This window comes from Massilia sp. LXY-5 (assembly GCF_059801075.1).
Genome location: NZ_JBNNEH010000006.1, coordinates 441,260 through 456,047, shown reverse-complemented (window position 1 = coordinate 456,047; position 14,788 = coordinate 441,260). Strand labels below are relative to the sequence as shown.

Below are 14,788 nucleotides of genomic sequence, written 5' to 3'. Positions count from 1 at the left end.
CATTACAATACAACAGCTTGATGTTACGCATGGGCGGTGTCCGGACTTCACGGTGACGCCCCCTGCTCCCCACCTCATTCTTGATGGTGTGCAACATTTTTCACTGTTGTTGTTTGTCGGTTGGCAATAATAACGCCGATGAGAGGGCGCGACAGTGAATTTCGGCATTGCAGTCAGGAATTTGTGTTGTATCGGGTACTAAGACTGAACCTTTATTAGCGCGATTTTCCGGGACGCAATTGCAATTGCACAAACTACAAGCGATGATGCGTGTTCTTTTGTGATTATTTATGCCCGGCCCCGTGCCGGGCGGACATGGCGAGACTGAGATGGCAGAAATAACAGCCCTTATCCTGAATTTCCTCAAAGCCCTCGGTAAATACCGTTGGCACGCAGTGAGCATCGCCTGGCTGGTCGCCTTGATCGGCTGGGCGATCGTGCTCAAGTTGCCGAACCAGTACGAAACCTCGGCCCGCGTCTACGTCGACACCCAGAGCATCCTGAAACCGCTGCTGCAAGGCATGACGACGCTGCCGAACCTCGACCAGCAGGTGATGTTCATGCGCCAGACGCTGATCAGCCGTCCGAACATCGAAAAGGTCATGCGCGACACCGACCTCGACGTGAAAGCGACGAGCAGCGCCGAGAAGGAGAAAATGATCGACGAGCTGATGACCAAGATCAAGATCGCCGGCACCGAACGCGACGACATCTATACCATCAGTTACACCTCGACCGATGCCAAGCTGGGCAAGGACGTCGTACAGTCGCTGCTGACCATCTTCGTGGAAGGCAGCTTCGGCGGCAAGAAGCAGGACTCCGACAAGGCGGTCCAGTTCATCGACGACCAGATCAAGGGTTACGAAACGAAGCTGGCCGCCGCCGAGAACGCGCTGAAGGAATTCAAGCTCAAGAACATGGGCCTGCTGCCGCGCGAAGGCGGCGACTGGAGCGCCCGCGTGGCCGCCGCCAACGATGCGCTGAGCCAGGCGCGCCTCGAGCTGGCCGAAGCGGAGCAGTCGCGCAACGCCATCCGTCGCCGCATGAGCGGCGGTGGCGGCACTGCCGAAGGCGGCAGCGGCGGCATGGTCGATCCGGAAACCGAAAGCCGCCTGGCGGCCGCCCAGAAGAACCTGGACACCCTGCGCCTGCAATACACTGAAGAACACCCGGACATCATCGCCACCAAGCGCCTGGTCGAGCAGCTGCAGGCGCGCAAGAAGGAAGAGATGAAGAAGGGCCGTCCCGATCCGTCGGTGGCCGCCAGCCCGATGATGCAGCAGCTGAGCGTCTCGCTGTCGGATGCCGAATCGCGCGTCGCCGCCCTGCGCGCCCGCGTCGGCGAATACCAGGCCCGCGTCACGACCCTGCGCAACCAGAGCCAGACGGCGCCGGAAGTCGAGGCCCAGCTGGTCCAGCTGAACCGCGACTACACGGTCAACCGCGAGAATTACCAGCAACTGCTGCAGCGCCGCGAGCAGGCCAAGCTGTCCGGCGACCTGTCCTCGGCCACCGACATGCTGACCTTCCGCGTGGTCGAGCCGCCGCTGGCCGCGACCAAGCCGAGCGGCCCGAACCGCATCGCGCTGTTCTCCGGCGTGTTCGTTTTTGCCCTGGTGGCGGGACTGGTCGGCGCCTTCATGATGAGCCAGGTGCGGCCGACCTTCCTCAGCCACGCCGCGCTGCGTGAAGTGACCGGCGTGCCGGTACTGGGATCGATCAACATGCACTGGACCGACAGCCAGAAGGTGCTGCGCAAGCGCCGCCTGCTCGGTGTCGGCGTCGCAGTACTGCTGCTGATCGTCGCCTACGCCGTCGGCGTGGCGACGATGCTGGCGCGCGCCAGCGCCTGACGGACAATATTAGGAGCGAATGTGAGCATTATCGAAAAAGCGGCCAGCCGCATTGACCACACCCGCGCACCGGCGCCGGCCCCCACCGTCGTCGAACACGACGGCCAGCCCATCGTGCTCGAACCGCAGGGCCTGGCGCCCGCGGCCGAAGCCGCGCCGCCCGCGGTCGAGCCGACCCCGGCCGCCGCGCCGGCGCCACGCGTCGAAACGCCGCGGGTTGAAACGCCGCGCGTCGAAACGCCGGGCGTCGCTACGCCGCGCGTTGACAAGCCGGGCGTCGCCGCGCCGCGCAAGGTGGCCCCGAAGCCGGGCGTGCGCAAGGTCGACCTGGACCTGGTGCGCATGCGCGAAGCCGGCATGGTCACCGCCGCCAGCGGCCGTACCAACCTGCTGGAAGACTTCCGCGTCATCAAGCGCCCGCTGCTCAAGCAAGCCTTCAGCGAAGGCACGCCGGGCCGCCCGAACAACCTGATCATGATCACCAGCTCGCTGCCGGGCGAAGGCAAGACCTATTGCGCGATCAATCTGGCCATGAGCATCGCGATGGAACTCGACCACACGGTGCTGCTGGTCGACGCCGACGTCGCCCGCCCATCGGTGCTGCGCACCCTCGGCCTGCCGGCCCAGCGCGGCCTGATGGACATCCTGGTCGACGACAAGCTCGACCTGTCGGACGTCATGCTGCGCACCAACGTCGACACCCTGAGCATCCTGCCGGCCGGCACCAGCACGCCGCGCGCGACCGAGCTGCTGGCCAGTTCGACGATGAGCGCATTGGTCAACGAGATCGCCAACCGCTATCCGGACCGCATCGTCATTTTCGACTCGCCGCCGCTGCTGCTCACGAGCGAAGCGCGCGTGCTGGCCGGTCACATGGGCCAGATCGTGGTGGTGGTCGAAGCCCAGGGCACGACCCAGCACGCGGTCAAGGAAGCGCTGCGCCAGCTGGAAGGCTGCAGCAACGTCAATCTCATCTATAACAAGGCGCGGGACATCCCGGGGATCGAAGAGACGTATGACTATCACTACGGCTAAACGCATCGCTGCACGCGTTCCGCGCCTGGCGCCGCTGGCCGCGGCGCTGCTGGTGGCGTTGCCGGCCCAGGCCCAGTGGAATGTCACGCCTTCGCTCACGCTGGGTGAAACCTACAGCGACAACCCGGGCCTGAACAGCGATGCCAACAAGCGCGGCCAGTTCATTACCGAAGTCACGCCCGCCATCCGGGTGGACGGCCGCAATTCGCGCATCCAGTTCCATGCCAACGCACGCGCCTCGTCCTTCAATTACAGCGACAGCAGGCCTGCCAACGCGCGCCGCAGCGGCGTCGAGTACGATGCCGGCGGCACCCTCAAGGTGATCGACGAATTCATGTATGTCGATGCGCGGGCGAATGGCGGTACGCGCCCGGTGTCGGCCTTCGGCCCGGACAATACCTTCAACCGCTATACGGACGAAAACCAGACCAAGCTGTCCAACTGGAGCATCAGTCCCTACCTGGTCCGGCGCTTCGGCAACTTCGCCGCGGCGACGCTGCGCTACACCCACGACAGCGTGAACGCCGACGAGACGCGCTTCGGCAGCAGCGAGTCCGACGGCGTCAGCTTCAACCTGGCCAGCGGACGTGCCTGGCGCGACCTGGGCTGGAACCTGCGCTATGCGCGCCAGGAAGTGGCGAACAAGCGCTTCGGCGATTCGTCCTCGGAAAATGCGCTGCTCGGCCTGAGCTACCGCCTGCAGCGCACCTTGAGCCTGACGGCCAGCGCCGGCTATGACGTCTACGACTACGGCGACTTCGGCGGACGCACCTCCGGGGCCAGCTGGTCGGCCGGCTTCGCCTGGCGCCCGACCGTGCGTACCGCCATCGAGATGTCGGTGGGCCGCCACTTCCTGGGCAACACCGGCTCCCTGCTGGCCACGCACCGCAGCCGCCACACGGTCTGGCGGGCGAGCTATTCCGACGCCGTCACGAGTACGCGCCAGGAGTACACGCAGGGCCAGCAGATCGATACCGCGGCCCTGCTCGACAGCCTGTTTGCCGTATCGATTCCCGACCCGGTCGCGCGCCGCCAGGCGGTGCTGGACTACATCCAGCTGGCCGGCCTGCCCGCGACCCAGGGCGAACGAGTCAATTACCTGACCAATCGCTACTTCCGCCAGAAGCTGGCGCAAGCCTCGGTCGCGTACACCATGCGCCAGCATGGTGCGGTAATGACACTGTTCGCGAATGAGCGTGTCGCGCTGTCCTCGGGCGCGGCCGACAGCGAACTGCTGGGCAACCAGCTGTTCTCGCTCAACGACAACGTGCGCCAGTTCGGCGCCAGTGCCGCCTACAGCTACCGCGTCAACGCGCGCACCAGCGCCAACGCGACGCTGAGCACGTCGCGCACCCGCTCCCTGACCACCGACATCGAATCGGACCAGCAGGCCGTGCGCCTCGGCCTGACGCGCCGCTTCAGCCGCAATCTGTCCGGCACCGCCGAACTGCGCCACCTGCGCGGCAACCGCGGCTTTGGCTCGGATTACAAAGAAAACGCCATCAGCGCCACCTTAACGGCCCTGTTCTAAAGCGGAGAGACACGATGTACGAACCGTATTATGGATTGACCGCCAAGCCCTTCCAGCTGCGCCCCGATCCCCACTTTTTCTTCGGCAGCAAGGGCCACAAACGCGCCATGGCCTATCTCGAATACGGCCTGTCGCAAGGTGAAGGCTTCATTGTCGTCACCGGCGAAGTCGGTGCCGGCAAGACCACGCTGGTGCGCAACCTGTTCAACAAGCTGCCCTCGGACCAGATCGTCGCGGCCCACATCGTCAACACCCACCTCGATCCGGACGACACGCTGCGCATGGTGGTCTCGGGCTTCGGCCTGCCGTATGAAGGCGCGAGCAAGACCGACCTGCTCACCCGGCTGGAACAGTTCCTGCACACGGTCGACCGCCAGGGCAAGCGCGCCCTGCTCGTCATCGACGAAGCGCAGAACCTGAACCCGAAGACGGTTGAAGAGCTGCGCATGCTGTCGAACTTCCAGACCGACGACAAGTCGCTGCTGCAGACCTTCCTGCTGGGCCAGCCCGAGTTCCGCGGCACCCTGCACAGCCCGAGCATGCAGCAGCTGCGCCAGCGCGTCATCGCCAGCTACCACCTGGGCCCGATGGATGCGCCGGAAACGCGCGCCTATATCGAGCACCGCCTGCACACGGTCGGCTGGAACGGCGACCCGAGCTTCGACGACGCCGCCCACGCGGCCATCTTCGCCTACACCGGCGGCATCCCGCGCAAGACCAATACCCTGCTCGACCGCGTGCTCCTGATGGGCTACCTGGAAGAACTGCACCATTTTACGGAAGCGCATATCCAGACCGTGATCGCCGACGTCAGCGAGGAATTCGAGCTGCCGGAAGCGATGCGCCCGCCAGCCGCGGACATCGGCGGCGAACTGCTCGACAGCGGCCTGGGCGGCATGCAGGACCGCCGCGACAGCGTCGACATGCTCGACGAGCGCATGATGCGCCTCGAAAAATCGATCGTCTCGGTCCTGTCGATCCTGAAAAAAATCGTCGCCACGCCGCAAAACGGCGTGCCCGCGAACCAACACGTGGATACCCCCGAATGAAGATGCAGACCCCCGCAGCCCGGCCGCAACGCCAGCCGGGCGAGCGCATCAAGAATGCGATGACCTGCGACGTCGAGGATTACTTCCAGGTCTCGGCCTTCGCGCCCTACATCAGCCGCGACAGCTGGCCGACGCGCGAATGCCGCGTCGAAGCCAACGTCGAACGGATCCTGGCGCTGTTCGAACAAAACGACGTCAAAGGCACGTTCTTCACGCTCGGCTGGATCGCCGAACGCTATCCGCAGATGGTGCGCCGCATTGTCGATGCCGGCCACGAACTGGCCAGCCACGGCTACGGCCACCTGCGCGCCTCGGACCAGAGCCGCGCCGAGTTCGACAACGACATCCGCTCCGCGAAAGCCCTGCTGGAAGACATCGGCGGCCAGCAGGTGATCGGCTACCGCGCCCCGAGTTTTTCGATCGGCGAAGGCAACCTGTGGGCCCTGGAGGCGCTGACCGAAGCCGGTTACCGCTACAGCTCGAGCATCTACCCGATCGCCCACGACCACTACGGCATGCCGGACGCGCCGCGCTTCGCCTTTTATCCGAATGGCCCGGACGGCCTGCTGGAGATCCCGATCACCACGGCCATGCTGGGCAAGCGCAAGCTGCCGGCCGGCGGCGGCTATTTCCGCCTGCTGCCGTATGCGCTGTCGCGCTGGATGGTGAAACGCGTAAATGAGTTGGACAACGAGCCGGCCCTGTTCTACTTCCACCCGTGGGAAGTCGACCCGGGCCAGCCGCGCCCGGAAGGACTCGGCGCCAAGGCGCGCTTTCGCCACTACATCAACATCGAGCGCATGGAAGGGCGCATTGCCGCCCTCGCCCGCGATTTCGCGTGGGACCGGATGGACCGCATTTTCCTGAGCAAGCCATGAATTCGATCATCGAGGGCGCGCTGCAGCGGCAGTCCGCCGCTGCCTTCGAGGCGGCCAAGCCCGACCTGCTGTTGCTGGTGCACCGCATCCCCTACCCGCCGAACAAGGGCGACAAGATCCGCTCGTACAACCTGCTGAAACACCTGGCGACGAAATACAAGGTGCACCTGGCTACTTTTGTGGACGACGCCGACGACTGGCAGCACGTGCCGACGGTCGAGGCGCTGTGCGCCAGCAGCCATTTCGTGAAGCTCGACCCGCTGCAGGGCAAGCTGCGCAGCGCAAAGGCGCTGGCGATGGGCAAATCGCTGTCGCTGGAATATTACCGCGACGCCGGGATGAAGCGCTGGGTTGCGCGCACGATGCGCGAGCGCGGCATCGCGCGCGTGATGACCTTCTGCTCGGTGATGGCCCAGTATGCGGAAGACTTCCCGGCCGCGCGCCGCGTGATCGACTTCTGCGACATCGACTCCGACAAATGGCGCCAGTACGCCGAAAAGAAGAAATGGCCGATGAGCTGGGTGTATGCCCATGAAGCGCGCAGCCTGCTCGACTACGAGCGCAAGGTCGCCGGCGAATTCGACGCCTCCCTGTTCGTCTCGGCGCCGGAAGCGGAGCTGTTCCGCACCCTGGCGCCGGAGAGCGGCGCCAAGATCGGCCACTTCAGCAACGGCGTCGACACCGAGTATTTCAGCCCGCTGCGCGCCTACGACAATCCGTATGCCGCCGGCGAACAGGCGCTGGTGTTTACCGGTGCGATGGACTACTGGCCGAACGTCGACGCCGTCAAATGGTTTACCGAACACGTGCTGCCGCGCGTGCGCGCCTCGGTACCGAACGCACGGTTTTATATCGTGGGCTCGCGCCCGGCGCCGGAAGTGCTGGCGCTGGCCAACGAAGCCATCGTCGTCACCGGTACCGTGCCCGACGTGCGCCCCTACCTCGCCCATTGCGTGGCCGCGGTGGCGCCGCTGCGCATTGCGCGCGGCATCCAGAACAAGGTGCTCGAGGCGATGGCGATGGGCCGTCCGGTGGTCGCATCGCAGCAGGCCTTCGAGGGCATCGAGGCCGCGCCCGGCCGCGAACTGATCGTGGCCGACACGCCGCAGGAGCATGCCGACAGCGTGATTGCTCTGCTGCGTACTCCCGACACGGCCATGGGCCAGGCCGCGCGCGCCAGCGTCGAGCGCCGCTACAGCTGGGCCGCCCACCTGTCCCCGATCGAGACGAGGTTCGAATGCTGATGAACGACCAGCCGGCCCTGGCCGGCGCCGCGTCGCCCCGCCTGTCGGTACCGCGGATCGCGATCCTCGTCGCCGCCCTGCTGGCGCTGCTGGTGCTGTACCGCGGCACCGTCGCCTCGATGGTCTCGGTCTGGAACAGCTCGGAGACCTTCGCCCACGGCTACGCCATCCTGCCGATCAGCCTGTGGCTGATCTGGCGCCGGCGCGAGGTGTTTACGCGCATCCCGGCTGCCCCGTGCTGGCCGGCGCTGGGCCTGCTCGCCCTGTGCGGCGGCGCCTGGCTGCTGGCGCGCGCAGGCGAGGTGCAGGTCGTGATGCAATATGCCTTCGTCGCCATGATCCCGGCCCTGGCGTTGGCGGTCCTTGGCCGGCGCCTGGCCGGCGCGCTGGCCTTCCCGCTGCTGTTCCTGCTGTTCGCGGTGCCCTTCGGCGAAGTCTTCGTGCCGCCCCTGATTAATTTTACGGCCGACTTCACGGTCGCCGCGGTGCGCGCCACCGGCATCCCGGTGCTGCGCAACGGCACCATGTTCGAACTCCCGACCGGCAACTGGTCGGTGGTCGAAGCCTGCAGCGGTGTGCGCTACCTGATCTCCTCGATCACCCTGGGCTGCCTGTACGCCTACCTGAGCTACCGTTCGACCGCGCGCCGCATCCTGTTCATCGCTTTGTCGGTGGTGGTGCCGGTCATTGCCAACGGCCTGCGTGCCTACATGATCGTCATGATCGGCCACACCAGCGACATGGCGCTGGCCACCGGCGTCGACCACCTGATCTACGGCTGGCTGTTCTTCGGCCTGGTCATGTTCATCATGTTCTGGATCGGCAGCTACTGGCGCGAAGAAGACGTGGCGCCCGCAACGGCCGGCGCCGCCGTCGAGGCACCGGCCGCCCTGCCGGCCCGTCCGCTGACCGCCGTGGCGATCGCCGCGCTGCTGGTCTGCGCACTGTGGCCGGCGCTGGGCGCGGTCAGCGACAAGGCGGCCCACAATCCGGCGCCGGTGCGCCTCGACGGCACGCGCCTGGCGGGCACGCCGGCCGGCGTTCCCGCCTGGAGCCCGGAATTCCTGGCACCCGACGCCACCCTCGCGGGCCGCTACACGGCGGCCGGCGTGCCGGTCGATCTGACCCTGCTGTACTACCGCAACCAGGGGCCGGACAAGCGCCTGATCAGCTCCGTCAACCGGGTCGACAACCGCAAGGCCAGATTCCAGCATGTCAGCTCGGAGGGCCGGCTCGAAACCATCCGCGGAGAGAAACTGGCGCTGCGCGAGACGCGCGTAAAAGGCCCGGACGGCAACTACCTGGTCTGGCACTGGACTTGGATCGACGGACAATTCATCGCCAACGACTACCTCGGCAAGCTGCGCCAGGCGCAGGCGAAACTGATGATGCGCGGCGACGACGGCGCCGCGATCATGGTCGCGACCCCGGTCGGCGACGATCCGGACACCGCGCGCGCCGCGCTGCGCGCTTTCCTGGACGCGAACCTGGCACCATTGCAGGCAACGCTCGAGGCGGCACGGGAACATTAATCATGGCTGTCACGAAGAACCGGCCAGTGGACACCCCGCTGGTCGTGCACCTGATCTACCGGCTCGACTTCGGCGGGCTGGAAACCCTGCTGGTCGACTGCATCAACCACATGCCGCCCGAACGCTACCGCCATGCGATCGTCTGCCTGACCGACTACACGGCGTTTGCGGACAAGATCACGCGCCCGGGCGTGGAACTGTACGCCCTGCACAAGCAGCCGGGCCTGGGCCTGGGCATCCACGTCAAACTGTTCAAACTGCTGCGCGCACTGCGTCCGGCGATCCTGCACACCTATAATTTCGCCTGCGCCGAATACGCCGTCCCGGCCTGGGCCGCCGGCGTGCCGGTGCGCATCCACGCCGAACACGGGCGCGACGCCAGCGACCCGCAGGGCCTGAACCGCAAGCACAACCTGTTACGCCGCGCGCTGGTGCCGTGGATCGACCGCTATGTGCCGGTCTCGCATGACCTGGCGCGCTGGTTGCAGAACGTGGTGAAGATTCCGGCCGCGAAATCGCAACTGATCATGAACGGCGTCGACACGGTGCGCTATGCCCCGGATTTGCCGGCGGCGACGATGCCGTGGACCGACGGCGAGAAACCGTTCGTGATCGGCACCGTCGGGCGCCTGCAGGACGTCAAGGACCAGGCCACGCTGATCGAGGCGTTTGCCCTGCTGTGCGCCGCCCGCCCTGCGGCACGCGCCGGCTTGCGCCTGGCCATCGTCGGCGACGGCCCGCTGCGCGCGCGCCTGGAACAAAAGGCGCAGGACGCCGGCGTGGCCGACCTGGTCTGGTTCGCCGGCGCCCGCAACGACATCCCGGAACTGATGCGCAGCTTCGACCTGTTCGCCCTGTCCTCGATCGCCGAGGGCACGCCGGTGACCCTGCTCGAGGCCATGGCCTGCGGCGTGCCGGTCGTGGCCACCGCCGTCGGCGGCATCCCGGAAGTGGTGCAGGACGGCGTCAATGGCGCCCTGGTTCCCGCTTCCAACGCCCCGGCCCTGGCCGAGGCGCTCGGCCGCTACGTCGACGACCGCGCGCGCGTCGCCGGCCACGGCGTGGCCGCGCGCGAAAAAATCGAACGCCATTACAGCGTTGCAGCCATGGTCGGCGCGTATACCGCCCTGTACGACCAGCTCTGCAACTCCAAGACAACCCTCAAAGAAATTACCCAACCATGTGCGGAATCGTAGGCATATTTGACCCGCGCGGCACGCGCGCATTCGATCGCGACGCCCTCGTGCGGATGAACCAGACCCAGTTCCACCGCGGCCCCGTCGAAGGCGACGTCTACCTGGAACCGGGCGTCGGCTTCGGCCACCGCCGCCTGTCGATCATCGACCTGGCCGCCGGCCAGCAGCCGCTGTTCAACGAAGACCGGTCGGTCGTCACCGTGTTCAATGGCGAGATCTACAACTTTCGCGAACTGACGAAAGAGCTGACCGCACTCGGCTACAAATTCGCCACCAGGTCCGATACCGAGACCATCGTCCATGCCTGGGAAGAATGGGGCGAGGACTGCGTCAAGCACCTGCGCGGCATGTTTGCATTCGCCATCTGGGACCGCAACAAGCAGACCTTTTTCGTCGCACGCGACCACCTCGGCATCAAACCGCTGCACTACGCGTTCCTGCCTGATGGGACGTTTGTATTCGGTTCGGAACTGAAATCCCTGCTGTCCTTCCCGGAACTGCCGCGCGTGATCGAACCGCGCGCCGTCGAGGAATATTTTGCATACGGCTACGTGCCGGAACCGCGCACGATTTTCAAGGACGCTTTCAAACTGGCACCGGGCTACTCGCTGACGCTGAAGGTGGGCGCCAACGCGCAAAACGTGAAACCGAAACGCTGGTGGGACGTGCCCTTCACGCCGCACGCGCCGATGTCCGAAAAGCAGATGGAAGAAGAGCTGATCGTGCGCCTGCGCGAAGCGGTCGAGAGCCAGCTGGAAGCCGAGGTCCCGCTCGGCGCCTTCCTGTCCGGCGGCGTCGATTCGAGCGCGATCGTGGCCATGATGGCTGGCCTGAACAAAGGCCCGGTGAACACCTGTTCGATCGCCTTCAACGATCCAGCCTTCGACGAATCGACCTATGCGCGCCAGGTGGCCGAGCAATATAAAACCAACCACCAGTGCGAAACCGTCGACAAGGACGACTACGGCCTGGTCGACCTGCTGGCCGGCCTGTACGACGAACCGTATGCCGACAGCTCGGCGATCCCGACCTACCGCGTGTGCGAACTGGCGAGAAAGCGCGTCACGGTCGCCCTGTCGGGCGACGGCGGCGACGAGAACTTTGCCGGCTACCGCCGCCACCGGATGGCGATGGGCGAGCAGCAGGTGCGCTCGATGCTGCCGCTGGCCTTGCGCAAGCCCGTCTTCGGCTTCCTGGGTAAAGCCTATCCGAAGGCCGACTGGGCGCCGCGCATCTTCCGCGCCAAGACGACTTTCGAGGCGCTGGCACGCGACCTGCCCGACGGCTACTTCCATGGCGTGTCGATCCTGGTCGACCGCGTGCGGGATCAGCTGTTTTCGCAGGGCTTCCGCAGCCAGCTGCAGGGTTATCGCGCGGTCGAGGTGATGCGCGGCCACGCCGCGAATGCGCCGACCGACGATCCGCTGTCGATCATCCAGTACATCGACATGAAGACTTACCTGCCGGGCGACATTCTGACCAAGGTCGACCGCGCCAGCATGGCGCACGCGCTGGAAGTGCGGGTGCCGCTGCTGGACCACAAGTTCGTCGAATGGGTGTCCGGCTTGCCCTCGTCGAGCAAGCTGCGCAACGGAGAAGGCAAGCACATTTTCAAGAAGGCGCTGGAGCCCTACCTGTCCGACGACATTTTGTACCGCAAGAAGATGGGCTTCTCGATTCCGCTCGCGTCCTGGCTGCGCGGTCCGCTGCGCGAGTCGATGAAGGCGGCGGTCCTGAACCCGATGCTGCTCGACACCGGCATTTTTAATGCCGCCTTCCTGCAGCAGATGATCGACGAACACCTGGCCGGCACCAAGGACCACAGCACCGCGCTGTGGGCAGTGCTGATGTTCGAAGCCTTCCTGCGTAAAAACGGCGCCGACAGCGCCACCAGCGTGGCGCGCCCGCTGATCGCCACCGCCGCTTAACAAGATTTTCGGAGTTTTAAAATAAAATGCGTGTCCTTCACGTCCTCGACCATTCGATCCCGCTGCACAGCGGCTATACCTTCCGCACCGCCTCGATCCTGCGCGAACAGCGCGCGCTCGGCTGGGAGACTTTTCACGTGACCGGTTCCAAGCACCAGGGCGCCAAGGACCTGGCCGAGGAAACGGCCGACGGCCTGCATTTTTATCGCACCGCGAAATCAAGGGGTGCGTTCGCAAAACTGCCGATCCTGAACCAGCTGGAAGTGATCAACGGCCTGGAAAAGCGCCTGAGCGAAATCATCCCGCAGATCAAACCCGATGTCCTGCACGCCCATTCTCCCTGCCTGAACGGGATCGCCGCGATCCGCGCCGGCCGCAAATTCGGCATCCCGGTCGTCTACGAGGTGCGCGCCTTCTGGGAAGACGCCGCCGTCGACCACGGCACCAGCACCGAGAACGGCCTGCGCTACAAGATGACGCGCGCGCTGGAAACCCATGCCTTGAAACGCGCGGATGCGGTGACCACGATCTGCGAAGGCCTGCGCCGCGACATCGTCGAACGCGGCATCCCGGCCAGTAAAGTCACCGTGATCCCGAACGCGGTCGATATCGACAAGTTCGCCGTCGGCGGCGAAGCCGACCAGGATTTGAAGCGCCAGCTGGGCCTGGCGGGGCATCGCTTAATCGGGTTTATCGGTTCCTTCTATGCCTACGAGGGCCTGGACGTGCTGCTGCGCGCGGTGCCGGCCCTGTCCGCGCGCGCGCCCGACCTGCGCGTGCTGCTGGTCGGCGGCGGTCCGCAGGATGCGAACCTGCGCCAGCTGGCCAAGGATCTCGGCATCGCCGACAAGGTCGTTTTCACCGGCCGCGTACCGCACGACCAGGTGCAAAAGTATTACGACCTGCTCGACGTGCTGGTCTACCCGCGCCTGTCGATGCGCCTGACCGACCTCGTCACGCCATTAAAGCCGCTGGAAGCGATGGCGCAGGGCCGCATCCTGGCCGCGTCCAGCGTCGGCGGGCACCGCGAGCTGATCGACGACGGGAAGACCGGCATCCTGTTCGCGCCGGACGATCCGGCCGCGCTGGCCAGCAAGGTCGGAGAATTGCTCGACGCCCAATCGACCTGGCCGGCGCTGCGCCTGGCCGGCCGCGCATACGTGGAAACCGAGCGTAACTGGCCGGTCAGCGTGGCGCGTTATAAAAACATCTATGGCCAGCTGACGGGCTCCAAGTTAAAAGCGGCATGAAGATCCTGACGTTCAGTACCCTGTTCCCGAACGGCGAAAAGCCGGGCCACGGCATTTTCGTGGAGACGCGCCTGCGCCACCTGGTCGCGAGCGGCCAGGTCGAGTCGCGCGTGGTGGCGCCGATTCCCTGGTTCCCCTCGACCCATCCGCGCTTCGGCAACTGGGCGCGTTTTGCCAGGGCGCCGCGTCATGAAGTGCGCCACGGGATCCAGGTCGCGCACCCGCGCTATCCGGTGATCCCGAAAGTCGGCATGAACCTGGCGCCGGCGCTGCTGGCGCAGGCGGCCAAGCCGGCCATTGCGCGCCTGATCGACGAGGGTTTCGATTTCGACCTGATCGACGCCCATTATTTTTATCCGGACGGCGTGGCCGCCGCGATGCTGGGTCGCTATTTCAACAAGCCGCTGGTGATCACGGCGCGCGGCTCGGACATCACGCTGTTTCCGCAGTACGCGCTGCCGCGCAAGATGATCACCTGGGCCGCCAAACGGGCGGACGCGGTGATCACGGTGTGCAATGCGCTGCGCGACGAAGTGGTGGCGCTCGGCGTCGACGCCGACCGCGTGGTCTCGCTCAGGAACGGCGTCGATCTGGAACTGTTCCGTCCGACCGAGCGCAGGCCGAACGCCCTGTTCACGCTGCTCGCAGTCGGCCACCTGGTGCCGGTCAAGGCCCAGGACCTGATCATCGGTGCCTTGCCCCTGCTGCCGGGCGTGCGCCTGGTGCTGGCCGGCGACGGCCCGGACCGGGTAAAACTCGAGACCCTGGCGCGCGAGCTGAAGGTCAGCGACCGTGTTACCTTCCTGGGCGCGGTACCGCAGGCGCAGCTGCGCGAGCATTACGGCGCGGCCGACGCGCTGGTGCTGTCGTCGAGCCGCGAAGGCTGGGCCAACGTGCTGCTGGAGGCGATGGCCTGCGGCACCCCGGTCGTGGCCAGCCGCGTCTACGGCACGCCGGAGGTGGTGGCTTCGCCCGACGCCGGCGTCCTGATGGGCGAGCGCAGCTACCAGGGCGTGGCCGATGCCGTCAATGCGCTGCGCGCGAATTACCCCGACCGCGGCGCAACGCGCCGCTACGCCGAGCGTTTCAGCTGGGACGATACGACTGATGGCCAGCTGCGCCTGTTCGAGCAGGTCCTGCTGCGCCGGGCCGGAAAGCTGGCGCTGGCTTAACCCTTTTTCAGTGGACTGACGAAAATGGAATCTATATTGTGGGCGCTTGACCTGTTGGCGGTCGCCTATTTGTGCTTGTGGGCGCTGAAGACGGAAAAGCGCAAGGACCAGGCTGCCCGC

At 65.7% G+C, this 14,788-nt stretch carries 11 protein-coding genes; all 11 read left to right on the top strand.

The features are described 5' to 3' along the window. The first annotated feature begins 329 nt into the window (after positions 1–329). The 11 genes from ACI48I_RS20490 to ACI48I_RS20440 are packed head-to-tail and all read left to right on the top strand — an operon-like array spanning position 330 to position 14,668. A complete protein-coding gene (locus tag ACI48I_RS20490; RefSeq protein ID WP_193687947.1) occupies positions 330–1,853 on the top strand; it encodes an XrtA system polysaccharide chain length determinant in 1,524 nt (507 codons plus the stop codon). Between the two features lie 21 nt (positions 1,854–1,874). Continuing rightward, on the top strand, positions 1,875–2,888 hold the full coding sequence (locus ACI48I_RS20485; RefSeq protein WP_498575258.1) for an XrtA-associated tyrosine autokinase: 1,014 nt from the start codon (positions 1,875–1,877) through the stop codon (positions 2,886–2,888). After that, the gene (locus ACI48I_RS20480) at positions 2,869–4,419 is read left to right on the top strand and encodes a TIGR03016 family PEP-CTERM system-associated outer membrane protein (protein ID WP_498575257.1); all 1,551 of its coding nucleotides are present in this window, start codon (positions 2,869–2,871) and stop codon (positions 4,417–4,419) included. Before ACI48I_RS20485 ends, ACI48I_RS20480 begins: the two co-directional genes overlap by 20 nt. A 14-nt stretch (positions 4,420–4,433) precedes the next feature. Beyond that, positions 4,434–5,468, top strand: coding sequence for an XrtA/PEP-CTERM system-associated ATPase (locus ACI48I_RS20475; protein WP_193687944.1), 1,035 nt, complete (start codon positions 4,434–4,436; stop codon positions 5,466–5,468). Further along, positions 5,465–6,346 (top strand): XrtA system polysaccharide deacetylase, encoded by an 882-nt coding sequence (locus ACI48I_RS20470; protein ID WP_498575256.1) that lies wholly within the window; start codon positions 5,465–5,467, stop codon positions 6,344–6,346. The genes ACI48I_RS20475 and ACI48I_RS20470 overlap by 4 nt, the downstream gene beginning before the upstream one ends. Then, complete coding sequence (locus tag ACI48I_RS20465) at positions 6,343–7,590, top strand: TIGR03087 family PEP-CTERM/XrtA system glycosyltransferase (RefSeq protein WP_498575255.1); 1,248 nt, start codon at positions 6,343–6,345, stop codon at positions 7,588–7,590. Before ACI48I_RS20470 ends, ACI48I_RS20465 begins: the two co-directional genes overlap by 4 nt. Further along, the gene (gene xrtA, locus ACI48I_RS20460) at positions 7,584–9,122 is read left to right on the top strand and encodes an exosortase A (RefSeq protein ID WP_498575254.1); all 1,539 of its coding nucleotides are present in this window, start codon (positions 7,584–7,586) and stop codon (positions 9,120–9,122) included. Before ACI48I_RS20465 ends, xrtA begins: the two co-directional genes overlap by 7 nt. Positions 9,123–9,124: 2 nt before the next feature. Further along, positions 9,125–10,318: a TIGR03088 family PEP-CTERM/XrtA system glycosyltransferase gene (locus tag ACI48I_RS20455; RefSeq protein ID WP_498575253.1), complete on the top strand. Its 1,194-nt coding sequence runs from the start codon at positions 9,125–9,127 to the stop codon at positions 10,316–10,318. Continuing rightward, positions 10,303–12,246: an XrtA/PEP-CTERM system amidotransferase gene (locus ACI48I_RS20450; protein WP_498575252.1), complete on the top strand. Its 1,944-nt coding sequence runs from the start codon at positions 10,303–10,305 to the stop codon at positions 12,244–12,246. Before ACI48I_RS20455 ends, ACI48I_RS20450 begins: the two co-directional genes overlap by 16 nt. A gap of 26 nt (positions 12,247–12,272) precedes the next feature. Then, the gene (locus ACI48I_RS20445; protein WP_498575251.1) at positions 12,273–13,496 is read left to right on the top strand and encodes a TIGR04063 family PEP-CTERM/XrtA system glycosyltransferase; all 1,224 of its coding nucleotides are present in this window, start codon (positions 12,273–12,275) and stop codon (positions 13,494–13,496) included. Continuing rightward, positions 13,493–14,668 carry a glycosyltransferase family 4 protein gene (locus ACI48I_RS20440; protein ID WP_498575250.1) on the top strand — a complete coding sequence of 392 codons (1,176 nt, stop codon included), beginning with the start codon at positions 13,493–13,495 and terminating at the stop codon, positions 14,666–14,668. Before ACI48I_RS20445 ends, ACI48I_RS20440 begins: the two co-directional genes overlap by 4 nt. Positions 14,669–14,788: the final 120 nt, after the last annotated feature.

Excerpts from the sequence above, each read along its gene's own strand:
- ACI48I_RS20490 (WP_193687947.1), top strand. The coding sequence starts at position 330 with ATGGCAGAAATAACAGCCCTTATCCTGAATTTCCTCAAAGCCCTCGGT.
- ACI48I_RS20480 (WP_498575257.1), top strand. The coding sequence starts at position 2,869 with ATGACTATCACTACGGCTAAACGCATCGCTGCACGCGTTCCGCGCCTG.
- ACI48I_RS20475 (WP_193687944.1), top strand. The coding sequence starts at position 4,434 with ATGTACGAACCGTATTATGGATTGACCGCCAAGCCCTTCCAGCTGCGC.
- ACI48I_RS20470 (WP_498575256.1), top strand. The coding sequence starts at position 5,465 with ATGAAGATGCAGACCCCCGCAGCCCGGCCGCAACGCCAGCCGGGCGAG.
- ACI48I_RS20465 (WP_498575255.1), top strand. The coding sequence starts at position 6,343 with ATGAATTCGATCATCGAGGGCGCGCTGCAGCGGCAGTCCGCCGCTGCC.
- xrtA (WP_498575254.1), top strand. The coding sequence starts at position 7,584 with ATGCTGATGAACGACCAGCCGGCCCTGGCCGGCGCCGCGTCGCCCCGC.
- ACI48I_RS20455 (WP_498575253.1), top strand. The coding sequence starts at position 9,125 with ATGGCTGTCACGAAGAACCGGCCAGTGGACACCCCGCTGGTCGTGCAC.
- ACI48I_RS20450 (WP_498575252.1), top strand. The coding sequence starts at position 10,303 with ATGTGCGGAATCGTAGGCATATTTGACCCGCGCGGCACGCGCGCATTC.
- ACI48I_RS20445 (WP_498575251.1), top strand. The coding sequence starts at position 12,273 with ATGCGTGTCCTTCACGTCCTCGACCATTCGATCCCGCTGCACAGCGGC.
- ACI48I_RS20440 (WP_498575250.1), top strand. The coding sequence starts at position 13,493 with ATGAAGATCCTGACGTTCAGTACCCTGTTCCCGAACGGCGAAAAGCCG.